The organism is Pseudomonas sp. B3(2017), from assembly GCF_002113595.1.
In the GTDB taxonomy this organism is placed as follows: Bacteria; Pseudomonadota; Gammaproteobacteria; order Pseudomonadales; family Pseudomonadaceae; genus Aquipseudomonas; species Aquipseudomonas ekonensis.
The window spans coordinates 115,860-142,350 of sequence record NZ_NEIU01000001.1 but is presented as its reverse complement, the minus strand read 5'-3'; the positions used below and the strand labels follow the sequence as shown (position 1 = coordinate 142,350).

The 26,491-nt window shown below is 65.8% G+C and carries 23 protein-coding genes; 13 read left to right on the top strand and 10 right to left on the bottom strand.

Going from position 1 to position 26,491, the window contains the following annotated elements:
• Positions 1-126: 126 nt before the first annotated feature.
• The 3 genes from CAG33_RS00580 to CAG33_RS00570 all read right to left on the bottom strand — a co-directional run bounded on the left by CAG33_RS00580 (position 127) and on the right by CAG33_RS00570 (position 4,540).
• Positions 127-1,230 (bottom strand): ABC transporter substrate-binding protein, encoded by a 1,104-nt coding sequence (locus CAG33_RS00580; RefSeq protein ID WP_085580338.1) that lies wholly within the window; start codon positions 1,228-1,230, stop codon positions 127-129.
• A gap of 215 nt (positions 1,231-1,445) precedes the next feature.
• A complete protein-coding gene (locus tag CAG33_RS00575) occupies positions 1,446-2,894 on the bottom strand; it encodes an aldehyde dehydrogenase family protein (RefSeq protein WP_170929940.1) in 1,449 nt (482 codons plus the stop codon).
• A gap of 8 nt (positions 2,895-2,902) precedes the next feature.
• Entirely contained in the window at positions 2,903-4,540 is a 1,638-nt protein-coding gene (locus CAG33_RS00570) for a 5-guanidino-2-oxopentanoate decarboxylase (protein WP_085636570.1), read from the bottom strand.
• Between the two features lie 144 nt (positions 4,541-4,684).
• Between CAG33_RS00570 and CAG33_RS00565 the strand changes: the two genes are divergently transcribed.
• A complete protein-coding gene (locus CAG33_RS00565) occupies positions 4,685-5,566 on the top strand; it encodes a LysR substrate-binding domain-containing protein (RefSeq protein WP_085636568.1) in 882 nt (293 codons plus the stop codon).
• Positions 5,567-5,815: 249 nt separating this feature from the next.
• Here the strand turns inward: CAG33_RS00565 and CAG33_RS00560 are convergent, their stop codons facing one another.
• Positions 5,816-6,430, bottom strand: a complete 615-nt coding sequence (locus CAG33_RS00560) for an NAD(P)-dependent oxidoreductase (protein ID WP_085636566.1) — start codon at positions 6,428-6,430, stop codon at positions 5,816-5,818.
• A 46-nt stretch (positions 6,431-6,476) separates the two neighbouring features.
• A complete protein-coding gene (locus CAG33_RS00555; protein ID WP_085580325.1) occupies positions 6,477-7,355 on the bottom strand; it encodes an MBL fold metallo-hydrolase in 879 nt (292 codons plus the stop codon).
• Positions 7,356-7,469: 114 nt separating this feature from the next.
• On the opposite strand from CAG33_RS00555, the gene CAG33_RS00550 reads away from it, so the two are divergent.
• Positions 7,470-8,375, top strand: coding sequence for a LysR family transcriptional regulator (locus CAG33_RS00550; RefSeq protein ID WP_085629491.1), 906 nt, complete (start codon positions 7,470-7,472; stop codon positions 8,373-8,375).
• A gap of 150 nt (positions 8,376-8,525) precedes the next feature.
• Entirely contained in the window at positions 8,526-8,702 is a 177-nt protein-coding gene (locus tag CAG33_RS28445; RefSeq protein WP_167360513.1) for a hypothetical protein, read from the top strand.
• Between the two features lie 108 nt (positions 8,703-8,810).
• Here the strand turns inward: CAG33_RS28445 and CAG33_RS00545 are convergent, their stop codons facing one another.
• Positions 8,811-9,695, bottom strand: a complete 885-nt coding sequence (locus tag CAG33_RS00545; protein WP_085580321.1) for a helix-turn-helix domain-containing protein — start codon at positions 9,693-9,695, stop codon at positions 8,811-8,813.
• 178 nt (positions 9,696-9,873) lie between these two features.
• Here CAG33_RS00545 and pobA point away from each other — a divergent pair, with 178 nt between their 5' ends.
• Together pobA and CAG33_RS00535 are read left to right on the top strand one after the other, a co-directional pair.
• Complete coding sequence (gene pobA, locus CAG33_RS00540) at positions 9,874-11,067, top strand: 4-hydroxybenzoate 3-monooxygenase (RefSeq protein ID WP_085636564.1); 1,194 nt, start codon at positions 9,874-9,876, stop codon at positions 11,065-11,067.
• Between the two features lie 79 nt (positions 11,068-11,146).
• Positions 11,147-12,664, top strand: a complete 1,518-nt coding sequence (locus CAG33_RS00535) for an MDR family MFS transporter (protein ID WP_085580317.1) — start codon at positions 11,147-11,149, stop codon at positions 12,662-12,664.
• 135 nt (positions 12,665-12,799) lie between these two features.
• Here the strand turns inward: CAG33_RS00535 and CAG33_RS00530 are convergent, their stop codons facing one another.
• The 4 genes from CAG33_RS00530 to CAG33_RS00515 form a co-directional block, all read right to left on the bottom strand.
• Positions 12,800-13,645, bottom strand: coding sequence for a cache domain-containing protein (locus CAG33_RS00530; protein ID WP_085580315.1), 846 nt, complete (start codon positions 13,643-13,645; stop codon positions 12,800-12,802).
• Positions 13,646-13,781: 136 nt separating this feature from the next.
• Complete coding sequence (locus CAG33_RS00525; protein WP_170929935.1) at positions 13,782-14,660, bottom strand: ATPase; 879 nt, start codon at positions 14,658-14,660, stop codon at positions 13,782-13,784.
• Positions 14,661-14,770: 110 nt separating this feature from the next.
• Positions 14,771-15,763, bottom strand: coding sequence for an NAD(P)-dependent oxidoreductase (locus CAG33_RS00520; RefSeq protein WP_085636562.1), 993 nt, complete (start codon positions 15,761-15,763; stop codon positions 14,771-14,773).
• Between the two features lie 54 nt (positions 15,764-15,817).
• Positions 15,818-16,711 (bottom strand): LysR family transcriptional regulator ArgP, encoded by an 894-nt coding sequence (locus CAG33_RS00515; protein WP_085580311.1) that lies wholly within the window; start codon positions 16,709-16,711, stop codon positions 15,818-15,820.
• A 96-nt stretch (positions 16,712-16,807) separates the two neighbouring features.
• Here CAG33_RS00515 and CAG33_RS00510 point away from each other — a divergent pair, with 96 nt between their 5' ends.
• From CAG33_RS00510 to CAG33_RS00475, 8 genes are all read left to right on the top strand, one after another.
• Complete coding sequence (locus CAG33_RS00510; RefSeq protein ID WP_085580309.1) at positions 16,808-17,209, top strand: ACT domain-containing protein; 402 nt, start codon at positions 16,808-16,810, stop codon at positions 17,207-17,209.
• Between the two features lie 6 nt (positions 17,210-17,215).
• Entirely contained in the window at positions 17,216-17,818 is a 603-nt protein-coding gene (locus CAG33_RS00505) for a LysE/ArgO family amino acid transporter (RefSeq protein WP_085580307.1), read from the top strand.
• A gap of 176 nt (positions 17,819-17,994) precedes the next feature.
• Positions 17,995-18,591, top strand: a complete 597-nt coding sequence (locus tag CAG33_RS00500) for a superoxide dismutase (RefSeq protein WP_008022038.1) — start codon at positions 17,995-17,997, stop codon at positions 18,589-18,591.
• 349 nt (positions 18,592-18,940) lie between these two features.
• Positions 18,941-20,992, top strand: coding sequence for a bifunctional diguanylate cyclase/phosphodiesterase (locus tag CAG33_RS00495; protein WP_085580305.1), 2,052 nt, complete (start codon positions 18,941-18,943; stop codon positions 20,990-20,992).
• Between the two features lie 177 nt (positions 20,993-21,169).
• Complete coding sequence (locus tag CAG33_RS00490) at positions 21,170-22,516, top strand: imelysin family protein (protein ID WP_085636561.1); 1,347 nt, start codon at positions 21,170-21,172, stop codon at positions 22,514-22,516.
• Positions 22,517-22,716: 200 nt separating this feature from the next.
• Positions 22,717-24,144: a di-heme oxidoredictase family protein gene (locus CAG33_RS00485; protein WP_085636559.1), complete on the top strand. Its 1,428-nt coding sequence runs from the start codon at positions 22,717-22,719 to the stop codon at positions 24,142-24,144.
• 26 nt (positions 24,145-24,170) lie between these two features.
• Positions 24,171-25,235, top strand: coding sequence for an imelysin family protein (locus tag CAG33_RS00480; protein WP_085580299.1), 1,065 nt, complete (start codon positions 24,171-24,173; stop codon positions 25,233-25,235).
• Between the two features lie 14 nt (positions 25,236-25,249).
• Positions 25,250-26,350, top strand: a complete 1,101-nt coding sequence (locus CAG33_RS00475) for a DUF1513 domain-containing protein (protein ID WP_085580297.1) — start codon at positions 25,250-25,252, stop codon at positions 26,348-26,350.
• The last annotated feature ends 141 nt before the right edge of the window (positions 26,351-26,491 follow it).

The following is a 26,491-nucleotide window of genomic DNA, read 5'->3' as shown; positions in this document are numbered from 1 at the left end:
AACCCTGTGGGAGCTGGCTTGCCAGCGATGACGGCCGACCTGTCGAAATGAACTCACTGACAGATTGCTATCGCTGGCAAGCCAGCTCCCACAGGGGGTTGCGGTGTTCTGAAGGTTGCGTTCGGCTCAGGAAGAAAAGATTTCCGTGTAGCGACGGATCCACTGGTCATGCACGGTGGCCAGGAAGGCGTTGTCGTGCATGATCGCCTTCTCGGCGATCTGCTCCGGCGTCAGGATGTACGGGCTCTTGCGCGCCTCGGCAGAGATGATCGCCTTGGCGTTGACCGGGCCGTTGAAGATGTCTTCGGCCATCTTGCCCTGCACCAGCGGGTCGAGGGAGTGATCGATGAAGGCGTAGGCCAGGTCGGTGTCGCCGGGACGGTTCTTGGGCATCACCGACAGCATCAGGTCGGTGTAGAACCCTTCCTTCATGCCGAACGTGGCGCCCAGGCCGTAGTTCGCGTCGCGGATCTGCTTGGGGAAGAACGCCGGGGCGTAGAGCCCGCCCATGTCCAGGGAGCCGGTGCGGAACAGTTCGGCGATCTGGTTGGGGTTCTCGCCCAAGGTCACCACGCGGTCCTTGAGCTCGGCCAGTTTCTTGAAGCCCGGCTCGATGTTGTGCTCGTCGCCGCCGGCCAGTTTGGCGGCGATGATGATCAGGTCCATCGCCTCGGTCCAGTTCGGCGGCGGCAGGAAGATGTTCGGCGCCAGGTCAGCGTCCCACAGTGCGGCGTAGCTGTCCGGCGCCGTGCTTTGGGTGCGGGTGCTGTAGACCAGGCTGTTGCACCACAGCAGGTAACCGATGCCGTGGCCGTTGGCGCCGGTGCGGTACTTTTCCGGCACGTCGATCAGGTTGGGGATGCGGTTCAGGTCGGGCTTTTCCAGCAGCCCGGCGGCGGCCAGGCCTTCGGCGCCGACGCCGGCCAGGGTGATGATGTCGTACTGCGGACGGTCGCCGCCGGCCTTGAGCTTGGCGACCATTTCCGAGGTGCTGCCGGTGCGGTCGGCGATCACCTTGGCGCCGGTCTTGGCCTCGAAGGTCGCGGCGATGTTGCGCAACGCGGCCAGGCCGGTGTCATCCGACCAGGTCAGCAGGCGCAGGGTCTTGCCGGCGAAACGGGTGTCGCTGGCGCTCGCCCGGATGAAGGGCATGCTCAACGCCGCCGCAGCCACCGAGGCCACGCCGACGGTCTTGATGAATTGACGCCTGTTCAGATCGTGCTCGCCCATGAAGGACTCCCTTTGTTCTTGTAAGTATGAGATTGACCGCAACCCTTGCGCTGACCGTCCGGAACCGCCAAAGCCCCGGTTTCAAAGGGCTTGGGCGAGGTCGGCGGATTCATCCTGAGGTCGGGCGCAAGCGCTGACCATCGATAAAAACTCATTGGAGCCATGACGCCGGCGCATGCCTCATTGCGAGGCATGCGTTCACTTTTTTCGGGCGTTCAGAGCGCCCGCACCACGTGCTTGATCTCCTGGAACGCGGCCAGTCCCCACGGCCCCAGCTCACGGCCCAGGCTGCTCTGCTTGTAGCCGCCCCACGCCGTCTGCGGGAAGATCACCTGCAGCGCGTTCAGCCACACAAGCCCCGCCTGCAGGGCGTCGGCGACCCGGTCCGCGGCTTCGGCGTCACGGGTGACCACACTGGCCACCAGGCCGAACCGGCTGTCGTTGGCCAGGGCGATCGCCTCGGCCTCGGTGGCGAAACTGCGCACGCACACCACCGGCCCGAAGATCTCCTCGCACCACAGCGCACTGTCCAGGGGCACTTCGGTGAACACCGTCGGCTGCAAGAAGTAGCCGCGGGCGAGGTCGGCGGGACGGTTGCCGCCGCACACCAGCTTCGCCCCGGCGCTCAGGCCGCGGTCGATGTGGCCGAGCACCCGCTGGTACTGCGCCTGGTTGACCAGCGCGCCCATTTCCACGTCTGGGTCGAACGGGTCGGCCACGCGGATCCTCTCGGCGCGGGCCTTGAGCCGCGTGAGGAATTCGTCGGCCAGCTCATCGGCGACCAGCACCCGGCTGGTGGCCGAGCACATTTGCCCGGCGTTGAAGAAGGCACCGCCGCAGGCCAGTTCCACCGCCAGGTCGAGGTCGGCGTCGGCCAGCACCAGCAGCGAGGATTTGCCGCCCAGCTCCAGGCTCACGCCCTTCACGGTCTCGGCGGCGCGCTGCATCACCTGCACCCCCACTGCGTTGCTGCCGGTGAACGACACCTTGGCGATGCGCGGATCCGCCGCCAGCGGCGCCCCCACCGCCAGCCCAGTGCCGCAGACCAGGTTGAACACGCCGTCAGGCAGGCCGGACTCGGCGATGATCGCTGCCAGCTCCAGCTCCGCCAGCGGCGTGACCTCCGACGGCTTGAGCACCACGCAGCAGCCGGCGGCCAGGGCCGGGGCGAGCTTCCACGCGGTGGTGACCATCGGGAAGTTCCACGGCACGATCAGCCCGACCACACCGCAGGGCTCGCGGCGCACGCGGGCGCTGAAGTCGTCGCTGGGCAGCGGCACCTCCGCGTCGTTCTTGGCGTCCAGGCTGTCGGCCAGCCCGGCGTAGTACTCGAACGTCGCGATCACGTCATCGACGTCGATGACCGCCTCGAACAGCGGCTTGCCGTTGTTGCTCGACTGCAGCTTCATCAGGTGTTCGCGGCCGTTGCGCACGCCGTTGGCGATGTTGCGCAGGATCGCCGCACGCTCGGCGCCGGTGGTCTTCGACCAGGCCTTGAAGGCTTCGGCCGCCGCCGCCACCGCCCGGTCGACCGCGCGCTCGTCGCCGCCGTTGACCGTGGTCAGCAGCGCTTCGGTGGCCGGGTTGATCACCCGCAGGTGTTCGCCGCCGGACGACCATTGGCCATTGATGTAGAGACCGTCGAGGGTCGTCGGGAAATTCAGGGCCGAACTCATTGCGCCACCGCCTTCATCCATTGTGTCTGGTCGATTTCGATCAGGGTCGGGCCCTGACGGTCCGTGGCCGCCCGCAGCGCGCCGCGCAGTTGCTCGACGGAGCCGGCCGAGTGGGCCGCACAGCCCAGGGCCTGGGCCACGCCGATGAAGTCCGGGGTGTAGATGTCCACGCCCACCGGTTCGATGGCGCGGTTGACCATGTAGCGCTTGATCTCTTCGTAGCCCTGGTTGTTCCACAACAGGACGATCACCGGCACCCGCGCCTCCACGGCGCTGGCCAGTTCCGGCAGGGTGAACTGCAGGCCGCCGTCGCCGATCAGGCACACCACCGGCGGGCGCGCGCCTTGCTCCAGGCGGCCGCCCAGCCAGGCGCCGATGGCCGCCGGCAAGGCGTAGCCGAGGGTGCCGTAGCCGGTGGAGGCGTTGAACCAGCGGCGCGGATGGTCGGGGTTGAAGGTGAGGTTGCCGGTGTACACCGGTTGCGTGGAGTCACCGACGAACACCGCTTGCGGCAACTCGTGCAGAACGGTTTCCAGGAAGCGGGTCTGGGCCAGGGCCGGCGCGTCCCAGCCGGCGGCCAGTTCCTCGCGCAGGCGGGCGGCGCGCACCTGGCCCCAATCGTTGCGGCGCTCGGCCAGGGGGTGATGGGCCATCGCGCTGAGCAGCGCCTGGGCCGCGTTGCGTGAGTCGGCCACCAGCGCCACGTGCGGCGGGTAGTTGCGCACGGTCTGGTCCGGGTCGATGTCGACGCGCAGCAGTTGGCCGGGAATCTCGAAGCCGCCGGCGAAGGTGACGTCGTAGTCGGTTTCCGCCAGCTCGGTGCCGATGGCCAGCACCACATCGGCATCGGCCACCAGCGCACGGGTGGCGACCAGGCTCTGGGTCGAACCGATCAGCAGCGGATGGCCCGACGGCAACATGCCTTTGGCGTTGATGGTCAGCGCCACCGGCGCGTCCAGCCGTTCGGCCAGTTCGGTGAGTTCGGCGGCCGCGTCGATGGCGCCGCCGCCGGCGAGGATCAGCGGACGCTCTGCACCCGCCAACAGTTCGGCCATGCGGTTCACGGCAGACGGTGCGGCACCGGCGCGGTCGATGTGCACCGGCACGCTGGCGAGCAGGTCATCGGCGTCTTCCACCAGCACGTCCAGCGGGATCTCGATGTGCACCGGACGCGGACGCCCGGCCTGGAACAGCGCGAACGCCCGGGCCAGCACCGCCGGCAGTTCCGAGGCGGACATCAAGGTGTGGGAGAACGCCGCCACACCGCCGACCAGCGCGCTCTGGTTCGGCAGTTCGTGGAGCTTGCCGCGGCCGCCGCCCAACTGGCTGCGCGACTGCACGCTGGAGATCACCAGCATCGGGATCGAGTCGGCGTAGGCCTGGCCCATGGCGGTGGTGATGTTGGTCATGCCGGGGCCGGTGATGATGAAGCACACGCCTGGCTTGCCGCTGGTGCGGGCATAGCCGTCGGCCATGAAGCCGGCGCCCTGCTCATGGCGCGGGGTGACGTGGTTGATGCTCGAACGGGCCAGCCCGCGATACAGCTCCACGGTGTGCACCCCCGGGATGCCGAACACCTGCTCGACTCCGTAATCCTCGAGTAACTTGACCAGTACTTCGCCGCATGTCGCCATGGTTATGCCCTTCTTGTTCGATTGAGACTCCGGCCTCCTTTTGCGGGAGTCCGGGAATGGCCTCATTGAAACGGGCGCCCCATAGCCGCAACAATCGATAAAAGCTCATACTAGCCATGTCCTCACGTCATACCTTGGATCCACATGAAACGACTGCCTCCCCTGCCCGCCCTGCACACGTTTCTGGTCACCGCGCAGTGCTGCAACTTCACCCGGGCCGCCGAGCAGTTGCACATCACCCAGGGCGCGGTGAGCCGACAGATCGCAGGGCTCGAGGATCATTTGGGCTATGAGCTGTTCATCCGCCTGGCCCGGGGGCTGGAACTGACCGCCGAAGGCCGCGAATGGCTGCCGAAGGTGCAGCAGGTGTTCGACCTGATCGGCGATTCGGTGGAGCAGATCGGCGCCAAACGCGAGACCCTGCAACTCAAGGCACCGAGCTGCGTGATGCGCTGGCTGTTGCCGCGCCTGATGCAGTGGCAGCGCGAACGCCCGGACGCGCCGGTGAAGCTGACCGCCTCGCTCCAGCACAGGGTGGACTTCCAGCGTGAACAGTTCGACGCGGCGGTGATCTACGGCACCGCGCCCCACGACCTGCCGGCCGCGCTGCACATGTTCGACGAACAGCTGACGCCGGTCTGCTCGCCGGTGCTGCTCAAGGGCGCACCGGGCCTGAACTCTCCGGCCGATCTGCAACAACACTTGCTGCTGCACCCCACCCATGACGACCAGGACTGGACGCTCTGGCTGAAGGCCGCTGACCTGCGGCTGAACAACATCGGCAGCGGTCAGCACTTCGAGACGCTGGACCAGGCCATGTCGATGGCGTCCCACGGCACGGGTGTGGCGATCGGTGACTGGTCGTTGATCGGCGATGACCTGAACGCCGGACGGCTGGTGACGCCGTTCGATCTGAAGGTCAAGACAGGGCTTGGCTACTACGTGGTGGCGCCAGACAGGCCAGAGCCGTCGGCGAAGCTGCGGGAACTGATGGTGTGGCTGGTGGAGCAGGCGCATACCCGCTGAGCCGCTGGGTGTTGCGGCGTCTTCAGTGACGCCATCGCCAGCAGGCTGGCTCCCACAAGGATCGGCGGCGCCGAGAAGCCTGTGAGAACCCGTTGCCGGCGATGGCGGAGGAACATGAGCATTCTGAACTGACACCTTCGCGAGCGGGCTCCCCGCCGGCCCCTGTGGGAGCCAGCCTGCTGGCGATGGCGAAAGTGAATGCAGCGCAGAAGCGGGAGCCGGACAGTGGCTCCCACAACGCGGGGTGGATCAGTAGCCGACGGTGAAACGCTGGCGCGAATGCTTCGGTGTCTGTACCTCGTCGATCAGGGCGATGGCGTAGTCGGCGAAGGTGATCCAACTGCGGCCTTCGGCGCTGACCAGCAGATCGTCCTTGCCCACCCGAAACGTGCCGCTGCGCTCGCCTTCGACGAACTCCGCGGACGGCGACAGGAACGTCCAGTCCAGTTCTTTCTCCTGACGCAACGCTTCGAGGAACGCGGCACCGGCGCTGGCCTCGGCCTTGTACTCGGCCGGGAAACCCGCGCTGTCGATCACCCGGGTGCCGTCCGGCAGCAGCAGCGAACCGGCGCCGCCCACCACCAGCAGACGCTTGACTCCGGCCCGCTTGACCGGACCGGTCACGGCAGCGGCCGGCACGGTGGCGAAATGCGCGGCGCTGATCACCGCGTCGTGGCCGGCCACCGCCGCTTGCAGCGCAGCGGCGTCCAGCACGTCGAGGGACTTGGCCGTCACGCCGGCACGGGCGCCGATCTTCGACGTGTCCCGGGCGATGGCGGTGACGCTGTGGCCGCGGCGCAGGGCCTCTTCCAGCAATTGGCTGCCGGCCCGGCCGGTGGCTCCGATGATTGCGATCTTGCTCATGACATTCTCCAGTTGGCTTGAGAGTGTTGCTAAGTTCAGGAACGGCTCACCACTTCATTTCGCCCTTGGCGACCTTGGCGCTCAGCTCCAGGGAGCTTTCCTCGCCCAGTTTCGGGTAGCGCTTCTTCATCGCGGCGATCAGGGCGGCGGAGTCCTTGGCCTTGGCGGTCTCTTCGTCGAAAGCCTTGATGTAGTCGGCGGTGAACCGCACCGAGGCCAGCGAGCGGCCGCTGTCGCCCAGGTAATGGCCCGGCACCACGGTCTTCGGCTTCAGGGTCTCGATCGAGTGCAGGGTCTCCAGCCAGTCGGCGTGGGATTGCGCGGTCTGGGTGTCGGCCATCCACACATGGATGTTCTCGGCCACCACCACGCCGCCGACCACGGCCTTGAGCGACGGGATCCACACGAAGCTGCGGTCCGGCTGCTTGCCTTCCAGGCCGACCACTTGCAGCTTCTGCCCTTCGAGGATCAGGCTGTCGCCTTCAAGCACACCCGGCACGATGGTCTTGGCCGGCACGTCGTCGCCCATTTTCGGGCCCCAGAACGCGAGCTTGCCGTCCACGGTCTGCTTGATGTGGTCGACGGTCGGCTGCGAGGCCAGCACCTTGGCGTCCGGGAAGGCCTTGGTCAGGGTGTCGAGGCCGAAGTAGTAGTCCGGGTCACCGTGGCTGATGTAGATGGCGGTCAGGTGCTTGCCGCTGGCGCGGATCTTTTCCACCACCTGCTCGGCCTGGGACTTGCCGAACTGGGCATCGACCAGGATCGCGTCCTTCTCGCCGCTGACCAGCACCGAGGTCACCGGGAAGATGGCGTGGGTGCCGGGGTTGTAGACGTCGAGGGTCAGGTTGGCTGCGGCGGCGTGCGCGGCGAAGCCGAGGGTGGCGGTGGCGAGTAGGACACGCTTGAGGGTGGTGAAGCCGATCATCGGTTGCTCCGCTGTTCAAATGCCAGGCTTGGCGATGGGAGAGAGCTTAGTTGCCAGAGTCGGTACAAAAAATGCGATGCTTGAACATAGTTTGTTTCTGAAAGCGGGCAAATCATGGATCGTCTCCAAGCAATGCGGGTGTTTGTCACGGTGGTGGATCTGGGCAGCCAGTCGGCGGCGGCCGATCACCTGGAGCTGTCGCGGCCGGTGGTGTCGCGGTATCTGGCGGAACTGGAGGACTGGGTCGGCGCACGTTTGATGCACCGCACCACACGCAAGTTGAGCCTGACCGCCGCCGGCAACGAAATCCTGCCGCGCTGCCGGCAGATGCTCGAACTGTCCAGCGACATGCAGGCCGCCGTCAGCGAGCCCGACGACGCCCCGCGCGGGCTGCTGCGCATCAGCGTCAGCACCTCGTTCGGCCAGGCGCAGCTGGCCGATGCCATGGCGGCGTTCGTCAAGCGCTATCCGGGCGTGAACATCGACCTGCAGATGCTCGACCGCACGGTGAACCTGGTGGACGAACGCATCGACCTGGCGATCCGCACCAGCAACGACCTCGACCCGAACCTGATCGCCCGGCGCCTGACCGTGTGCCGTTCGGTGGTCTGCGCCGCGCCGTCGTACCTGCACGACCGGCCGCGGCCGCAGCGAGTGGAAGAACTGAGCCGGCACAACTGCCTGACCCATTCCTACTTCGGCAAAAGCCTGTGGCATTTCGAGGAGGACGGCGAACCGGTGTCGGTGCCGGTGCAGGGCAACATCAGCGCCAACGAGGCCAGCACCCTGCTGCGGGCGACCCTGGCCGGCGCGGGGGTGGCGATGCTGCCGACCTATCAGGCCGGGGTGCACATTCACAGCGGCGAACTGGTGCGCCTGCTGCCCCACGCCGAACCGCGGCGGATGAACATTTACGCGGTCTACGCCTCGCGCAAGCACATGCCGGCGGCGCTGCGCTGCATGCTGGACTTCCTGGTGCAGCGCTTTCCCGAGAACCCCGCCTGGGACGAAGGCCTGTAACCCCCGCCCGTCCTTGCGGGAGCCAGCCTGCTGGCGATGGCGTCCGTCCAGGCGCCGCAGACAGCGGCGTTTCCAACGCAGTGGCAACTCACCACCGCTGACCTATGCTGAAAACAGTACCCCCCGGGTATTCGTTCAGAGGTCACCGCCATGAACACCAGGACACGAAGATACCTCGCGATTTTCATCACCTGTGCGGCCACGCTGGCGCTGTACGGCACCGCGGCCTGGCGGGTGGAGCAGTTGCGGCAACTGCCCCGGGACTACGCCAGCTGCAACTTCGAGCGCTGCATTCCGCACAACGCCACCCTCAACGCGCTGCGCTGAGCCCGACTCCCTTTGTAGGAGCCAGCCTGCTGGCGATTGCTGACTGACAGCCGCCGTCGATGTCGGCTGACAGGTCGCTATCGCCAGCAGGCTGGCTCCTGCACAGGTTTACGGTTCGGACTTCAGGCGGTCGCGGAAAGCCTTCGGCGAAATCCCCACCCGACGCCGGAACAGGCGCGTGAAGTTGGTCGGGTCGGAAAACCCCAACAAGTCGGACATCTCATAGATGGTCATGCTGGTGTAGGTCAGCAGGCGCTTGGCCTCCAGCAATTGCCGCTCGTGCATGATCTGCAGCGCCGGCTGCCCCGCCAGCTCGCGGCAGGTGCCGTTGAGGTGCGACACCGAAATGCCCAGGCGATGGGCCAGGTCTTCGACCTTGACGTGCTGGCGGTACGTCTCCTCCACCAACTGAATGAACCCGTTGAGGTATTCGCGCTGGCGTTGCGGACGTTGCGTGGCGGTGTGGCGCCGGATCGCCTGACGGCTGACCCAGACCATGATCACGCTGGCGAGCGAATGCATGAGCATTTCCCGCGCCGGCTCATGGCCGTTGTATTCGGCCTGCAACGCGGCGAACAGGCTGTTGAGGTAGTCCGCGTCCTGCCCAGCCGGGTAGCTGTCGGCCTGGGCCAGGGCCTGCACCGAGTTGCCCAGTTGCGCCTGCAAATGGTTGATCAGCGGTTTGGCCAACGTGACGACGAACCCTTCGACGTCCTCGGAAAAGCGAAAGCCGTGCACCGACAGGGGCGGCAGGATCTGGATCGCGGCTTCGTTGAGTTGCGTGCGCTGACCTTCGATTTCAAGCTCTGCCTGACCTTTGAATACGAAGAGCAACTGGCACAGATCGGCGTGGCGGTGGGGTTTGATTTCCCATTGGTGTTCGCGGCTGCGTTTGGAAATGGTTTCGCAGTGCAGCAAGTCGGGGGTCGGCCAGTCCAGGCTTTCACCGTAGAGCTTGAACACCGGAATCGAAGGCAGGTCAGGCTTGTTCATCACTTCAATCCAGGCCTCGAAGGTTGCGGGCGATAATCGCACCGATTGGCAGAATGTACAGGCATCGGCTCAGTTTTCACCTTCAATTGACAGACCCGCAAGGGAAAAATGCAAGCGCCCGAACCATAAAAATCACTCACCGGCCCAGGCCGCGTGAAGCTTGCGAGCGACAAAAACAATGAAGACGCGCAAAACCCAGGTCGCCATCATCGGCGCCGGCCCCTCCGGTCTGCTGCTCGGCCAGTTGCTGCACAACGCCGGCATCGACACCCTGATCCTCGAACGCCAGACACCCGATTACGTGCTCGGCCGAATCCGCGCCGGCGTGCTTGAACAAGGCATGGCAGAGCTGTTGCGCCGGGCCGGGGTGGGCCAGCGGATGGACGCCGAAGGCCTGGTGCACGACGGCTTCGAACTGGCCCTGGACGGACGCCGCGTGCACATCGACCTGAAGGCCCTGACCGGCGGCAAGACCGTGACGGTCTACGGCCAGACCGAGGTCACCCGCGACCTCATGGCCGCTCGTCGGGAGACCGGCGGCCAGACGATCTACGGGGCCGCCAATGTCGCTCCCGGCGGCATGAAAAGCGACACGCCTTTCGTGACCTTCGAAAAGGACGGCGAAACCTGGCGCGTCGACTGCGATTACATCGCCGGTTGCGACGGCTACCATGGCGTAGCCCGGCAGTCGATTCCCGCCGAATGCCTGAAGGTCTTCGAGCGGGTCTACCCGTTCGGCTGGCTGGGGATCCTGGCCGATACCCCGCCGGTGCACGACGAACTGGTCTACGCCCGCCACGAACGCGGCTTCGCCCTGTGCAGCATGCGCTCGGCCACCCGCACCCGCTATTACCTGCAGGTGCCGGCCGAAGAACGCGTCGAGGACTGGTCGGACCGACGCTTCTGGGAGGAACTGAAAACCCGGCTGCCCCAGGCGCTTGCGCAGAAGCTGGTGACCGGCCCGTCCCTGGAGAAAAGCATCGCGCCGCTGCGCAGCTTCGTGGTCGAACCGATGCAGTACGGCCGGATGTTCCTGGTCGGCGACGCCGCGCACATCGTGCCGCCGACCGGGGCCAAGGGCCTGAACCTGGCGGCCAGCGACGTCAGCACCCTGTTCGACATTTTGCTGAAGGTCTACCGCGAGCAGCGCACCGACCTGCTGGAGAAGTACTCGGCCATCTGCCTGCGCCGGGTCTGGAAGGCTGAGCGTTTCTCTTGGTGGATGACCTCGATGCTGCACCGCTTCGACGAACACGATGCGTTCAGCCAGCGCATCAGCGCGTCGGAACTGGACTACTTCGTCAGCTCGGAAGCGGGCCGAAAAACCATTGCAGAAAATTACGTCGGACTTCCTTATGAGGCTATCGAATAGCTTCCTACCGACTTACACTGGCGAACATCCCCGCTCGCTTCACGGCCTGCGGGATCCTCACTGCCCGCAGGTTTCGCCCGTGACCAACCTCAATCATCCCGAAACGCCTAAACCGGCCATCCGCAGCGTGCTGGTCGCGCTGATGATGGCGATCTTCCTCGGCGCGCTGGATCAGACCATCGTCGCCGTGTCGATGCCGGCCATCTCTGCGCAGTTCAAGGACGTGAGCCTGCTCGCCTGGGTGATCTCCGGCTACATGGTGGCGATGACCGTGGCGGTGCCGATCTACGGCAAGCTCGGCGACCTGTACGGGCGACGCAAACTGATGCTGTTCGGCATGGGCCTGTTCACCCTGGCCTCGCTGTTTTGCGCCATGGCCCAGAGCATGGAGCAACTGGTGCTGGCGCGGATCTTCCAAGGCATCGGCGCCGGCGGGATGATCTCGGTAAGCCAAGCGATCATCGGCGACATCGTGCCGCCCCGGGAGCGCGGGCGCTATCAGGGCTACTTCAGCAGCATGTACGCGGTGGCCAGCGTGGCCGGCCCCGTGCTCGGCGGCTACATGACCGAATACCTGTCATGGCGCTGGGTGTTCCTGATCAACCTGCCGCTGGGGCTCGGCGCCTGGTGGGTGGCCCGACGCAACCTGCGGGGGCTGCCGGTGCCGCAGCGCAAACCGGTCATCGATTACCTGGGCACGCTGCTGATGATCGTCGGCCTGACCGCCCTGCTGCTGGCCATCACCCAGGTCGGCCAGGGGCACCTGTGGCACAGCCGCGAAGTCCTCGGCCTGTTCGCCGGCGCCGTGGCGGTGCTGGCGGTGTTCGCTTGGCATGAGCGCCGCGCCCGTGAGCCCCTGCTGCCGATGCACCTGTTCGCCAACCGCAGCGCCCTGCTGTGCTGGTGCACGATCTTCTTCTGCAGCTTCCAGGCGATTTCCCTGATCGTGCTGATGCCGCTGCGCTTTCAGAGCGTCACCGGCGCCGGCGCCGACAGCGCGGCGCTGCACCTGCTGCCGCTGGCGATGGGGTTGCCCGTCGGTGCGTACTTCGCCGGCCGCCGCACCTCGGTGACCGGGCGCTACAAACCGCAGATCCTGGCCGGCGCCCTGCTGATGCCGGTCTCCATCCTCGGCATGGCCTTCACCCCGCCGGCCGACGCCCTGCTGAGCGGCCTGTTCATGCTGCTCAGCGGCATCGCCGGCGGCATGCAGTTCCCGACCTCGCTGGTGGGCACGCAGAACTCGGTGGAGCAAAAGGACATCGGCGTCGCCACCAGCACCACCAACCTGTTCCGTTCCCTGGGCGGCGCGGTGGGGGTGGCGCTGATGTCGGCGTTGCTGCTGGCGCTGCTGCAGGACTCCAGCTTCGCTCACCTGGCCGGCGGTTCGCTGATCGGCGAAGGGCAGTCCGGCAATGCGCTGCTCGACGGCCTGAACGCAGCGCCCGGCGCCGCCCAGGATGCACTGCGGGCCGAACTGCTGGTGACGTTCCGGCACTTGCTGACGGTCAGCGCCGGGGTTTCGCTGCTGGGGCTGGCGGCGGCGCTGGCCATGCCCAACCGGTTGCTGCGCGGGCGTGAGCATGGCGCCCGCTGAGATCCGCCTGACCTGCGGTGACTTGACTGACGTCATCGCCAGCAGGCTGGCTCCCACAGATTCCTCGGCGCCGCCGATCCCTGAGGGAGCCAGCCTGCTGGCGATAGCGTCAGTGGGGGCGCCGCGGCCACCCGCTCAAGGGCTGTAGTAACCCACCGCCACCAGATACGGCCCGACCTTCTTAAGGTAAGCGTGCTTGTCCTCGACCTTGCCGGTCACCGGGTTCTTCCAGCGGTATTCGTATTCGCCTTCGTCCTGCTTGCCGATCAGGGCCAGGATCGGTTCGCCCACCGGTTTGCCTTCCGGATCCTTGACCTTGGCGAAGTCGGTGTTGATCAACCGCAGGTTGGTGCCGTGGGCGACATAGCGTCGGTTGTCCAGGTTGACCACGAACACGTACAGGTCATCCTGCAGGTAGCCGCCCTTGAGCGAATTGATCGCCGTCAGCGTGCCCTTCTCGTTCTGCGCAAGGTCCGTGGCGGCCTTGTCGAGCAGGGCCTGGGCTTGCTGCGCCGAAGCCCTGGGCAGGTAATAGCCGACCGCCAGGATCCTTTGGCCGATGCGCTGATAGAACACATGCTTGCGCTCGACCTTGCCGTCGCTCCAGTTCTGCCAGCGGTACTCGGCCTGTTGGATGCCATTGGCCTCCGGTACTTTCAAAGCGTCCTTGAAGGCCTTCTGCAGATCCGGGCCCAGCACTTCGGACACGTCCCGGCCGATCAGCGCCGACGACGGACCGCCGCTGGCGAGCATTACGCCCTGGGTGTCGACCACGAACACATAACGGTCCTTGTCGACGAACTCGCCTTGACGGCTGAAGGCCGCAAACGCCTTGTCCCCGTGGTCGTGGTAATAGGCCAGGGCCTTTTCCAGCAAGGCCTTCGCAGCCTGGCCGTCATCCTTCGGCGCGGCGGCGCCGGCCTGACCGACGCCCAACAGCAGCACCGCGCCGAACCAGGCCAGCCTGTGCAGTATCCCCATGACGCGTCCCCCGTTCTTGTTGGTGTTTCAAGAGCGTAGACGGGTTGGGCCCATGCACGGACATTCACAATCGTTCTGGATGTTGCGGGACGCTTGTGGCGAGGGAACGACCTCCCTCGCCACAAAGAAGCGCCTGTCAGGGCCGGGCGTTGATCTGCTGCTGCAGGTTCTGGATCTGCGCCTGAAGGGTGTTGAGGTTGCGGGTCATCTGCCCGCGGAAGGCGTCGAACTCGGCGGTGTTGCCGCCACCCTGCCCGCCGGCCGGACGGTTGTCCTGCTGGCTCTTGAGCACGACGATATCCTGCTCCAGACGGTCGATGGCCGCGCTCGGGTTGCCCTGCTTCTTCAGGGCCGTGATGTCGGCGCCGAGGCTCTTGAACTGGGCGTCGAACCCCTTGATCTGGGCATCGAGGCCTTTTAGCTGGGCATCGACCCTGCCGGTGTCGGCCGGTGCGCTCTTGACTGCGGCCAACTCGCTGCCCAAGGCTTTGACCTGGGCCTGCAATTGGGCATTGGCGTTCTGCTGCTCGGTTGCCTGGGCGCTGATCTGCGCCAGGCGCTTGTCCAGGTCCGTGGTTTGGCCGGCCACGCCCTGCTGCTGACGGCCCTGATCCTGCAGCCGGTTTTCAAGTTGCTTGATCTGCAGTTTCAGGGCTTCGCTGTCGGTGGTGACGTTGGTCTGGCTGGCGACGACCTTGCCGGAAATGTCCTGCAGGCGTCCCGCCGCTTCCTCGCTGATGCGGGCGAAGCTTTCCTGGGTGGCCACCAGTTGCTGCTCCATCAGCGAAATCTGCTGGAAGCTCCACCAGGCCAGGCCAATGAAGGCGAAGAACAGCGCGCCGACCAGCGCCCACAGCGGGCCGGTGCTGGCGGCCTTGACCTTGACCGCCTGCGGCGAGCGCGAATGCACGGAGGTGCGGGCAGTGGCCGGAAAGTCGTCGTCATCGAGGGTGTCGGCGCGCAGGCTCGGGACATCGTCGAAATCGTCGTCGTGGACATCGTTACGCATGGACATTGAGGCAACCTTTGTGAAACGCGGTAATAGCAGATTGCTGCGCAGTATAACCCCCGCAGCCGCAGGGATTGACCCTCAACCCGCGGCGCGGTTCAGTGCCGCCCGTGACGTCAGCGGATGTCCTGGGCCTTCCACCAGGTGCAGAACTCATCGAGGGCGGTCCACAGGCTGACTTTCGGATCGTAGTCCAGATAATGCCGGGCGCGGCTGATGTCGAGGGTGAAATTTTTGTTCATCACCTGCATGCCCAGGCGCGACAGCGTGGGCTCCGGGCGCCCCGGCCACAGCTTGCAGACGCCCTCGTTGAGCGCCGCCACGCTGTAGGCCAGGCCGTAGGAACGGTACTTGGTGACCTGCGGGACTTCCATCTTGCGCATCACGTAATTGACCACGTCCCACAGCGGCACGGGCGTGCCGTTGCTGATGTTGTAGGCCTTGCCCAACGCGGAGCCGGCGGCCAGCAGGCTGCTGAGCAGGGCTTCGTTGAGGTTCTGCACGCTGGTGAAGTCGACCTTGTTCAGACCGTTGCCGATGATCGCCAGGCGGCCCTTGCGCTGCATGTTCAACAGGCGCGGAAAGATGCTCATGTCGCCGGCGCCGGTCACGAAGCGCGGGCGCAGGGCGATGGTTTCGAGGCCGAATTCCTGGGCGCCGAACACTTTCTGCTCGGCCAGGAACTTGGTCGCGGCATAGGGGTGCCGCAAGCGCTTGGGCACTTGCTCTTCGGTCAGCCCGAGATGGTCGCGCCCGTCGAAATAGATCGAGGGCGAGGACAGGTGCACCAGGCGCCGCACCCGCCGCTTGAGACAGGCCTCGACCACGTTTTCGGTGACCTGCACGTTGCCCTGGTGGAAATCCTGGTAGCGCCCCCACAGTCCGACAGAGCCTGCGCAATGCACCACGGCTTCGACGTCGGCGCACAGTTCGCGCACCAGTTCAGGATCGTTCAGGTCGCCCTGGACGAATTCGGCGCCCCGGCGCACCAGATGCTCGACGCCTTCGGCCCGGCGGCCGTTGACCCGCACGTCCAGGCCCTGCTCCAGGGCGAACCGCGCAAAGCGCCCGCCGATGAAGCCGCTTGCGCCGGTGACCAGAATTTTCATGTAGAGCTCCGCTGTCTTTCGTTTTGCCTGATTCGTGTGTCTTGACGCTGCCCGTCAGCCCGACGGCACCAGCCATTTGGGCGACGAGCGCACCAGTTGGTCGGTCAGAAGCCCGAGCAGTTGGCCGCCGTTGCGCCAATGATGCCAGTACAACGGCACATCGATCGGTTTATCCGGCAACAGTTCGCGCAATGTGCCGCGCTCCAGTTGCTCGCGTACTTGCAGTTCCGGCACCAGCCCCCAGCCCAGGCCCGCCTCGGTCAGGCGGATGAAGCCTTCGGACGAGGGGCACAAATGATGCTCGAAACCGCCGTCCACGCCGAGGGACGCGAGGTAACGGTGCTGCAGGAAATCGTCCGGGCCGAACACCAGCGCCGGGGTGCGCGGCAATTGCTCGGCGCGCACGCCGTCCGGGAAGTGGCGCTCGATGAACGCCGGGCTGGCCAGCGCACGGTAGCGCATCGCACCGAGCAGCACACTGCGGGCGCCCGCCACGGGCCGTTCGCTGGCGCACACGCAGGCCGCCACTTCCCCGGCGCGCATGCGCTTGAGGCCGACGGTCTGGTCCTCCACCACCAGGTCCAGCAACAGATGCTGCTCGGCGCAGAAGTCGCCGACCGCCTCGGCCCACCAGGTGGCCAGGCTGTCGGCGTTCAGGGCGATGCGCAGGCGCTCCGGCAGGCCTTCTTCGTCCAGCGCCGGCACCAGGCTCTGCAGGTCGCGCTCCAGCAAACGTACCTGCTGCACATGGTTGAGCAGGCGCCGGCCGATCTCCGTCGGCGAGGGCGGCGTGCCGCGCACCAGCACCGGCTGCCCGACCCGGGCCTCCAGCAGTTTGATCCGTTGGGAAATCGCCGACTGTGACAGGCCCAGCACCTGGGCCGCCCGTTCGAATCCGGCCTGTTCCACCACCGCCGCCAACGCAGAAAGCAATTTGTAGTCGAACATCAGTTTTCCTAATGAGCGATCAGCACTATTGGTTTTTCTTATACAGCGTCAGCCGGGAGAATAGCCAGCACGCACTCTTTATCAAGGATCCTATCCATGGCGGGCGAAACCTCGTTGACCACCCTGCTGCGCAGCATGAGCCCGCAGCTCAACCCCGGCGAATACGTGTTCTGCACCCTGCGTGACGGCCGCTTGCCCAGCGGCCTGGAGATCGTCGGCAGTTTCCGCGAGCAGGAAGGCCTGACGGTGATCCTGGAACGTTCCCACGCGGTGCGGGCCGGTTTGAGCTTCGACTACGTCGCCGCGTGGATCACCCTCAACGTGCACTCGGCGCTCGAAGCCGTCGGCCTCACCGCCGCCTTCGCCACGGCGCTGGGCAAGGCCGGCATCAGCTGCAACGTGATCGCCGGCTATTACCACGACCATTTGTTCGTCGGCCAGGCCGACGCCGAGCGCGCCATGCAGACCCTGCGCGACCTCGCAGCCAACGCGGAGTGACCCGATATGTGGCAAAGCTATGTGAACGGCCTGCTGGTGGCCTTCGGCCTGATCATGGCGATCGGCACCCAGAACGCCTTCGTGCTCGCCCAGAGCTTGCGGCGTGAGCATCACCTGCCGGTGGCGGCGCTGTGCGTGGCCTGCGATGCCATCCTGGTGGCCGCCGGCGTGTTCGGCCTGGCCACGATCCTGGCGCAGAACCCGACGCTGCTCGCCGTCGCCCGCTGGGGCGGCGCAACCTTCCTGATCTGGTACGGCAGCCAGGCGCTGCGCCGGGCCTGTTCGAAACAGAGCCTGCAACAGGGCGAGAACCAGACCGTGCGTTCGCTGCGGGCGGTAATGCTCAGCGCGCTGGCGGTGACGCTGCTCAACCCCCACGTCTACTTGGACACGGTGCTGCTGATCGGCTCCCTCGGCGCCCAGCAATCGGTGCCGGGCGCTTACGTGGTCGGCGCCGCCAGCGCTTCGCTGCTGTGGTTCTTCGCCCTGGCGCTGGGCGCGGCATGGCTGGCGCCGTGGCTGGCGCGGCCCGGCACCTGGCGGATCCTCGACCTGACGGTGGCGGTCATGATGTTCGCGGTGGCGGGACAACTGATCCTGGCTTCGTGATTTATAGCGAAAGGCTCTGGAACCTCTATCCCACACAGTTGTTGCGTGGTTAAGCCGCACCCCCGGTGCTATGATCCGAACCCTGCGCCGCAAAGAGTAAAAACTCGCCGGTGCATTTCCGGCCGCCCGTGATCGGCCTTGCGCTCACCGCAACAGACCTGATTAGGAGAATCATCATGGCTTTCGAATTGCCGCCGCTGCCTTACGCCCACGATGCCCTGCAGCCGCACATTTCCAAGGAAACCCTGGAGTTCCACCACGACAAGCACCACAACACCTACGTCGTGAACCTGAACAACCTGGTGCCGGGCACCGAGTTCGAAGGCAAGACCCTGGAAGAGATCGTCAAGACTTCCTCGGGCGGCATCTTCAACAACGCAGCCCAGGTCTGGAACCACACCTTCTACTGGAACTGCCTGGCGCCAAACGCCGGCGGTCAACCGACCGGCGCACTGGCCGAAGCGATCAACGCCGCTTTCGGTTCGTTCGACAAGTTCAAGGAAGAGTTCAGCAAGACCTCGATCGGCACCTTCGGCTCCGGCTGGGGCTGGCTGGTGAAGAAGGCTGACGGTTCCCTGGCCCTGGCCAGCACCATCGGCGCCGGCAACCCGCTGACCAACGGCGACACCCCGCTGCTGACCTGCGACGTCTGGGAACACGCCTACTACATCGACTACCGCAACCTGCGTCCCAAGTACGTCGAGGCGTTCTGGAACCTGGTCAACTGGAAGTTCGTGGCCGAGCAGTTCGAAGGCAAGACCTTCACCGCTTAAGCTGCACGCCAGACAGAAAGAACCCGGCCACGGCCGGGTTTTTTTATGCCTGCAACGGGCACTGCGTCACAGCCGGTGCCGTTTCCCGCCATGAAACCCGCCCCTGCCCCCTTGCCCCGAAGCCACGGAGGACTAACATCAGACAGAGGAAAATTTGTACCGCCGTTCCTCAAGTTGGAGGTCGTACCAACCGACACAGTGTCACTAGGGCAAAGACTCCAGACGGCAGCATTCCGGCCAAGCCCACGGACAAATGTCCCGCGGCCCGATTGTCCCTTTGACTGCCAACAACGGATTGCCAATACTCATGGCAACTTGACGCTACCCGCACGGAACAAGGAATAACCCTTTGAAGCTGGAACTCAAGAACAGCTTGTCGGTGAAGTTGCTCCGGGTCGTGCTTCTGTCGGCATTGATCGTCGGCGTGGTCTTGAGCTGCGCGCAGATCGTCTTCGATGCCTATAAGACACGCCAGGCCGTCGCCGGCGATGCCGAGCGCATCCTCGACATGTTCCGCGATCCTTCCACCCAGGCGGTCTACAGCCTGGACAAGGAGATGGGCATGCAGGTGATCGAAGGCCTGTTCCAGGACGATGCCGTGCGTCAGGCGTCCATCGGCCATCCCAACGAAGCCATGCTCGCGCAGAAGTCCCGGGAACTGCAGCAGTCCAACAGCCGCTGGCTGACCGACCTGATCCTCGGCCAGGAACGCACGTTCACCACCCAACTGGTGGGACGCGGGCCCTACAGCGAGTACTACGGCGACCTGAGCATCACCCTCGACACCGCCACCTACGGCCAGGGCTTCATCGTCAGTTCAGTGATCATCTTCATTTCCGGCGTGCTGCGCGCCCTCGCCATGGGCCTGGTGCTGTACCTGGTCTATCACTGGCTGCTGACCAAGCCGCTGTCGCGGATCATCGAGCACCTGACCGAAATCAACCCCGACCGCCCCAGCGAACACAAGATCCCGCAGCTCAAGGGCCACGAGAAGAACGAACTGGGCATCTGGATCAACACCGCCAACCAGTTGCTCGAATCCATCGAACGCAACACCCACCTGCGCCACGAAGCGGAAAACAGCCTGTTGCGCATGGCCCAGTACGACTTCCTCACCGGCCTGCCGAACCGCCAGCAACTGCAGCAGCAACTGGACAAGATCCTCGTCGACGCCGGCAAGCTGCAGCGCCGGGTCGCGGTGCTGTGCGTAGGCCTGGACGACTTCAAGGGCATCAACGAGCAGTTCAGCTACCAGACCGGCGACCAGTTGCTGCTGGCCCTGGCCGACCGCCTGCGCGGCCACAGCGGACGCCTCGGCGCCCTCGCCCGGCTGGGCGGCGACCAGTTCGCCCTGGTGCAGGCCGACATCGAGCAGCCCTATGAGGCGGCGGAGCTGGCGCAAAGCATCCTCGACGACCTCGAAGCGCCGTTCGCCCTCGACCATCAGGAAATCCGCCTGCGGGCGACCATCGGCATCACCCTGTTCCCCGAGGACGGCGACAGCACCGAGAAGCTGCTGCAGAAAGCCGAGCAGACCATGACCCTGGCCAAGACCCGCTCGCGCAACCGCTATCAGTTCTACATCGCCAGCGTCGACAGCGAAATGCGCCGGCGCCGCGAACTGGAAAAGGACCTGCGCGACGCCTTGCTGCGCGGCCAGTTCCACCTCGTCTACCAGCCGCAGATCAGCTACCGCGACCACCGGGTGGTCGGCGTCGAAGCGCTGATCCGCTGGCAGCACCCCGAACACGGGCTGGTGCCGCCGGACCTGTTCATTCCGCTGGCCGAGCAGAACGGCACCATCATCGCCATCGGCGAATGGGTGCTGGACCAGGCCTGCAAGCAGCTGCGCGAATGGCATGACCAGGGCTTCGCCGACCTGCGCATGGCGGTCAACCTGTCCACCGTGCAACTGCACCACGCCGAGCTGCCGCGGGTGGTCAACAACCTGCTGCAGATCTACCGCCTGCCGCCGCGCAGCCTTGAGCTGGAAGTCACCGAGACCGGCCTGATGGAAGACATCAGCACCGCCGCCCAGCACCTGCTGAGCCTGCGCCGCTCCGGGGCGCTGATCGCCATCGACGACTTCGGCACCGGCTACTCCTCGCTGAGCTATCTCAAGAGCCTGCCGCTGGACAAGATCAAGATCGACAAGAGCTTCGTGCAGGACCTGCTGGACGACGACGATGACGCGACCATCGTGCGCGCCATCATCCAGCTGGGCAAAAGCCTGGGCATGCAGGTGATCGCCGAGGGCGTGGAGACCGCCGAGCAGGAGACCTACATCATTTCCGAGGGCTGCCACGAAGGCCAGGGCTACCACTACAGCAAGCCGCTGCCGGCCCGGGAACTGGGCGTCTACCTCAAGCAAGCCCAGCGCAGCAACGCGGCCATCCTCTGAAACCCGGCGCCGAGGCGGCCGTGCCGCCCCCAGCGACCAAACCCGCGAAAACCCTGCGCAAACAAGAAATATTTCCAGTCACGGCCCTTTACACATAATGCGAAAGATTTGCATTATGTCGCAGTTTTGCGCGCGCTCCGCGCCAGTCCACTCAATCACCGAAGCAGGATGTTTGCCATGATTCGTATGCCTCTGGCTACCGCCAGTCTGCTGGCCATCGCTATTTCCCTCGCCGGTTGCGGCGAAGGCAAAGACAAAGAAAAGGCGGCCGCCCAGGCGCCGGTTCCGGCCGCCAGCACTGCCGCCGCTCCTGCTCCGGCCGCCGCCGGCAAAGTCGACGAAGCCGCAGGCAAAGCGGTCGTCTCGCACTACGCCGACATCGTCTACGCCGTCTACAGCGATGCCGAATCCACCGCCAAGACCCTGCAGACCGCCATCGACGCCTTCCTGGCCAAGCCGAACGCCGACACCCTCAAAGCCGCCAAGGCCGCCTGGGTCGCCGCCCGCGTGCCTTACCTGCAGAGTGAAGTGTTCCGCTTCGGCAACACCATCATCGACGACTGGGAAGGCCAGGTGAACTCCTGGCCCCTGGACGAAGGCCTGATCGACTACGTCGACAAGTCCTACGAGCACGCGCTGGGCAACCCGGGCGCCACCGCCAACATCATCGCCAACACCGAGATCCAGATCGGCGAAGACAAGGTCGACGTCAAGGACATCACCCCGGAGAAACTCGCCAGCCTGAACGAGCTGGGCGGCTCCGAAGCCAACGTCGCCACCGGCTACCACGCCATCGAATTCCTGCTGTGGGGCCAGGATCTGAACGGCACCGGCCCGGGCGCCGGCAACCGTCCGGCCTCGGACTACCTGGAAGGCGCCGGCGCCACCGGCGGCCACAATGACCGTCGCCGCGCCTACCTGAAGGCCGTGACCCAACTGCTGGTCAGCGACCTGGAAGAAATGGTCGGCAACTGGAAGCCGAACGTGGCCGACAACTACCGCGCCACCCTGGAAGCCGAACCGGCCGAAGCCGGCCTGCGCAAGATGCTGTTCGGCATGGGCAGCCTGTCCCTTGGCGAACTGGCGGGCGAGCGCATGAAGGTGTCCCTGGAGGCCAACTCTCCTGAAGACGAGCAGGACTGCTTCAGCGACAACACCCACAACTCGCACTTCTACGACGCCAAGGGCGTGCGCAACGTCTACCTGGGCGAGTACACCCGCGTCGACGGCACCAAGATGACCGGCCCGAGCCTGTCGTCCCTGGTGGCCAAGGCCGACCCGGCCGCCGACACCGCCCTGAAGAACGATCTGGCCGCCACCGAAGCCAAGATCCAGGTCATGGTCGATCACGCCAACAAGGGCGAGCACTACGACCAGCTGATCGCCGCCGGCAACACCGCCGGCAACCAGATCGTGCGTGAGGCCATCGCATCCCTGGTCAAGCAGACCGGTTCGATCGAGGCCGCCGCCGGCAAACTGGGCATCAGCGACCTGAACCCGGACAACGCCGACCACGAGTTCTGATCAGCGCTGCATGAATGAAAAAAGGCGACCTTCGGGTCGCCTTTTTTGTCCGTTCAACGCCGGCCCCCCACAGGTGCGGGTGTCGGGCCCTCTGCCGCAAACCCTGCCCCACATCAAGCAAACGATAATTCCTCTTATTCAATCCCCCTCGCCCTGTTAGACTTTGCGCCTTCAAAATTGCCGCTGCCGCAGGAAGTCTGATGCCCTCGCTGCCTCTTCGCTTGTCCGCACTGTGTCTGGCCCTGGGCCTGAGTGCCTGCGATGACGCCCCGCGCTTCACCAAGGCCGAACCGGGCGAAGCCCGCTCGGGCGGCAGCGCTACCGTGAACAAGAGCGACCGGAACGCGTTTTCCCTGCCGTCGGCCAACCTGCCGCCGTCGCGCCGGGTGGACTTCAGCGTCGGCAACAGCTTCTTCCGCAGCCCCTGGGTGATCGCGCCGTCGACCACCACCGCCCGCGACGGCCTCGGCCCGCTGTTCAACACCAATGCCTGCCAGGGTTGCCACATCAAGGACGGCCGCGGCCACCCGCCTGCGCCCGACGCGGTCAATGCGGTGTCGATGCTGGTGCGCCTGTCGATCCCCGATGCGCCGGAATTCGCCAAGGTCATCGAACAGACCGGCGTGGTGCCGGAGCCGGTCTACGGCGGCCAGTTCCAGGACATGGCCGTGCCCGGCGTCGCGCCGGAAGGCAAGGTGCGGGTCGAATACACGCCCGTGCCGGTGCGTTTCAAGGACGGCACCGAAGTGGAACTGCAAAAGCCCCTCCTGCAGCTCACCCAGCTCGGCTACGGCCCGATGCACCCCGACACCCGCTTCTCGGCCCGGGTCGCCCCGCCGATGATCGGTCTCGGCCTGCTCGAAGCGATCCCCGAGGACGCGATCCTCGCCAACGCCGCCGCCCAGGCCAAAGAAGGCAACGGCATCAGCGGCCGGCCGAACCGGGTCTGGGACGACGCCCAGCAAAAGACCGTCCTGGGCCGCTTCGGCTGGAAAGCCGGGCAACCGAGCCTCAATCAACAAAACGTTCACGCGTTCTCGGGTGACATGGGCCTCACCACTAGCCTGAGACCCTTCGATGACTGCACCGACGCGCAAGCCGCCTGCAAACAGGCGCCGAACGGCAACGGCCCGGACGGCGAGTCGGAAGTCAGCGACAACATCCTGCGCCTGGTGCTGTTCTACAGCCGCAACCTGGCCGTCCCGGCGCGGCGCGGCGTCGACGACCCGCAAGTGCTGGCCGGCAAGAGCCTGTTCTTCCAGGCCGGCTGCCAGTCCTGCCACACACCGAAATACACCACCGCTGCCGATGCGGCGGAACCTGAGCTGGCCAATCAGGTGATCCGCCCCTACAGCGATCTGCTGCTGCATGACATGGGCGAAGGCCTGGCCGACCACCGTACCGAATTCCAGGCCAGCGGCCGCGAATGGCGCACCCCGCCGCTGTGGGGCATCGGCCTGACGCAGACGGTCAGCGGCCACACCCGGTTCCTGCACGACGGCCGCGCCCGCGACCTGCTCGAAGCCGTGCTCTGGCACGGCGGCGAAGCGCAGAAGGCGCAGCAACAGGTTTTGTCTTTCAACGCCGAGCAGCGCGCCGCGCTGCTGGCGTTTCTGAACTCACTTTAAACACTTAAAAGAATCGGGAGCCCGACATGTTCCGTCCCAAGCTGTTGTTCACCAGCCTTGCCGCCCTGGCCCTGGGCGCGTGCTCGCCGCAGGATCCGCAAGCGGTCACTTCGGCGGCCATCGCCAAATCGGTGATCCTGCCGACCTACACCCGCTGGGTCGAGGCCGACAAGCAACTCGCCATCAGCGCCCTCGCCTACTGCCAGGGCAAAGAGACCCTGGACACCGCCCGCGCCGACTTCCTCCACGCGCAGAAGGCCTGGGCCGAGCTGCAGCCGCTGCTGATCGGCCCGCTGGCCGAGGGCAACCGCGCATGGCAGGTGCAGTTCTGGCCGGACAAGAAGAACCTCGTCGGCCGCCAGGTCGAGCAGCTCGTCGCCGCCCAGCCGCAGATCGACGCCGCCGCCCTGGCCAAGTCCAGCGTCGTGGTGCAGGGCCTGTCGGCCTACGAGTACATCCTGTTCGACAGCAAGCCTGACGTGGCCGACGCCGCCCAGAAAGCCAAGTACTGCCCGCTGCTGGTGGCCATCGGCGAGCGCCAGAAGCAACTGGCCGAAGAGATCCTGCAGACCTGGAACAACACCGACGGCATGCTCGCGCAGATGAGCAAGTTCCCCAACCAGCGCTACGCCGACTCCCACGAAGCGATCGCCGATCTGCTGCGGGTGCAGGTCACCGCCCTCGACACCCTGAAGAAAAAGCTCGGCACGCCGATGGGCCGCCAGACCAAGGGTGTGCCACAGCCGTTCCAGGCCGATGCGTGGCGCAGCCAGTCGTCGCTGACGGCGATGGAAGCCAGCCTCGCCGCCGCCAAGACCGTCTGGGAAGGCGTCGACAACAAAGGCCTGCGCGGCCTGTTGCCGGCCGAACAGAAGCCGTTGGCGGACAAGATCGACGCCGCCTACGCCGCCTCGCTCAAGCTGTTCGGCAGCACCCAGCGCTCGCTGACCGAAATGCTCGGCGACGACGCCGGCCGCCAGCAGCTCAACGACATCTACGACAGCCTCAACGTCGTCCACCGCCTGCACGAAGGCGAGCTGGCCAAGGCGCTGGGCATCCAACTGGGCTTCAACGCCAACGACGGTGACTGATGAGGGCACGTGCCATGCTGCGACGCCAGGCTCTGACTTTAGGTAGTTTGCTGCTGGGAGCAGTGACGCTGGGCGGCTGGACGCTGTTCAAACGCAAGGAGCAAAGCCCGCTGCTGCTGTCGGCCCGGGACGACGCCGACGGCCGCCACTACGCCGTCGGCTACCGCCTGGACGGCACCCGGCTGTTCGCCACCGAAGTCGGCCAGCGCTGCCACGACATCATCAACCACCCGACGCTGCCGATCGCGCTGTTCGTCGCCCGCCGCCCGGGCACCGAGAGCTATCTGATCGACCTGCGCGACGGTGCGTTGCTGCAGACCGTGACCTCGCAGCCGAACCGGCATTTCTACGGCCACGCGGTGATCCACCACAGCGGCGACTACCTCTACGCCACCGAAAACGACACCACCGACCCGGGCCGCGGCCTGTTGGGGGTGTACCGGTTCGAGGGCGAACGGCTGGTGCACAGCGGCGAGATTTCCACCCATGGCCTGGGGCCGCATCAGGTGTCCTGGATGCCCGACGGCGAAACCCTGGTGGTGGCCAACGGCGGCATCCGCACCGAGGCCGAAAGCCGGGTGGACATGAACCTCGACGCCATGGAGCCGAGCCTGGTGCTGATGCGCCGCGACGGCACGCTGCTGAGCAAGGAAACCCTCGCCCAGCAAATGAACAGCGTGCGTCACCTGGGCATCGCCAGCGACGGCACCATCGTCGCCGGCCAGCAGTTCATGGGCCCCTCGCAGGAGCGCTCGGAACTGTTGGCGATCAAGCGTCCGGGCCAGCCGTTCGTGGCGTTCCCGGTACCGGACCACCAGTTGCAGTCCATGGGCCATTACACCGCCAGCGTCGCCGTGCACAGCGACTTGCGGCTGGTGGCGCTGACCGCCCCGCGCGGCAACCGCTTCTTCATCTGGGACCTGGACAGCGGCGAGGTGCGCCTCGACGCGCCGCTGCCGGACTGCGCCGGGGTCGGCGCGGTGAAGGACGGCTTCGTCGTGACCTCGGGTCAGGGACGCTGCCGCTACTACGATTGCCGCCAGGACGAACTCCTGGCCAAACCGCTGGATCTGCCCGCGGGGCTCTGGGACAACCATCTGCACCTGATGGCATGAAGCCTGCCGCCGCCGGCCCCGCCGGCGGCGCTTCCCCGTTGCCTCCTCTCCCCTCATACCCTGTAAAAACTGGCAGTTGGAATCCCTGCCGGACTCGGAGTAATGTGCCCGCCTGTCTCGCCTGATTTTCTCCAAGGAACT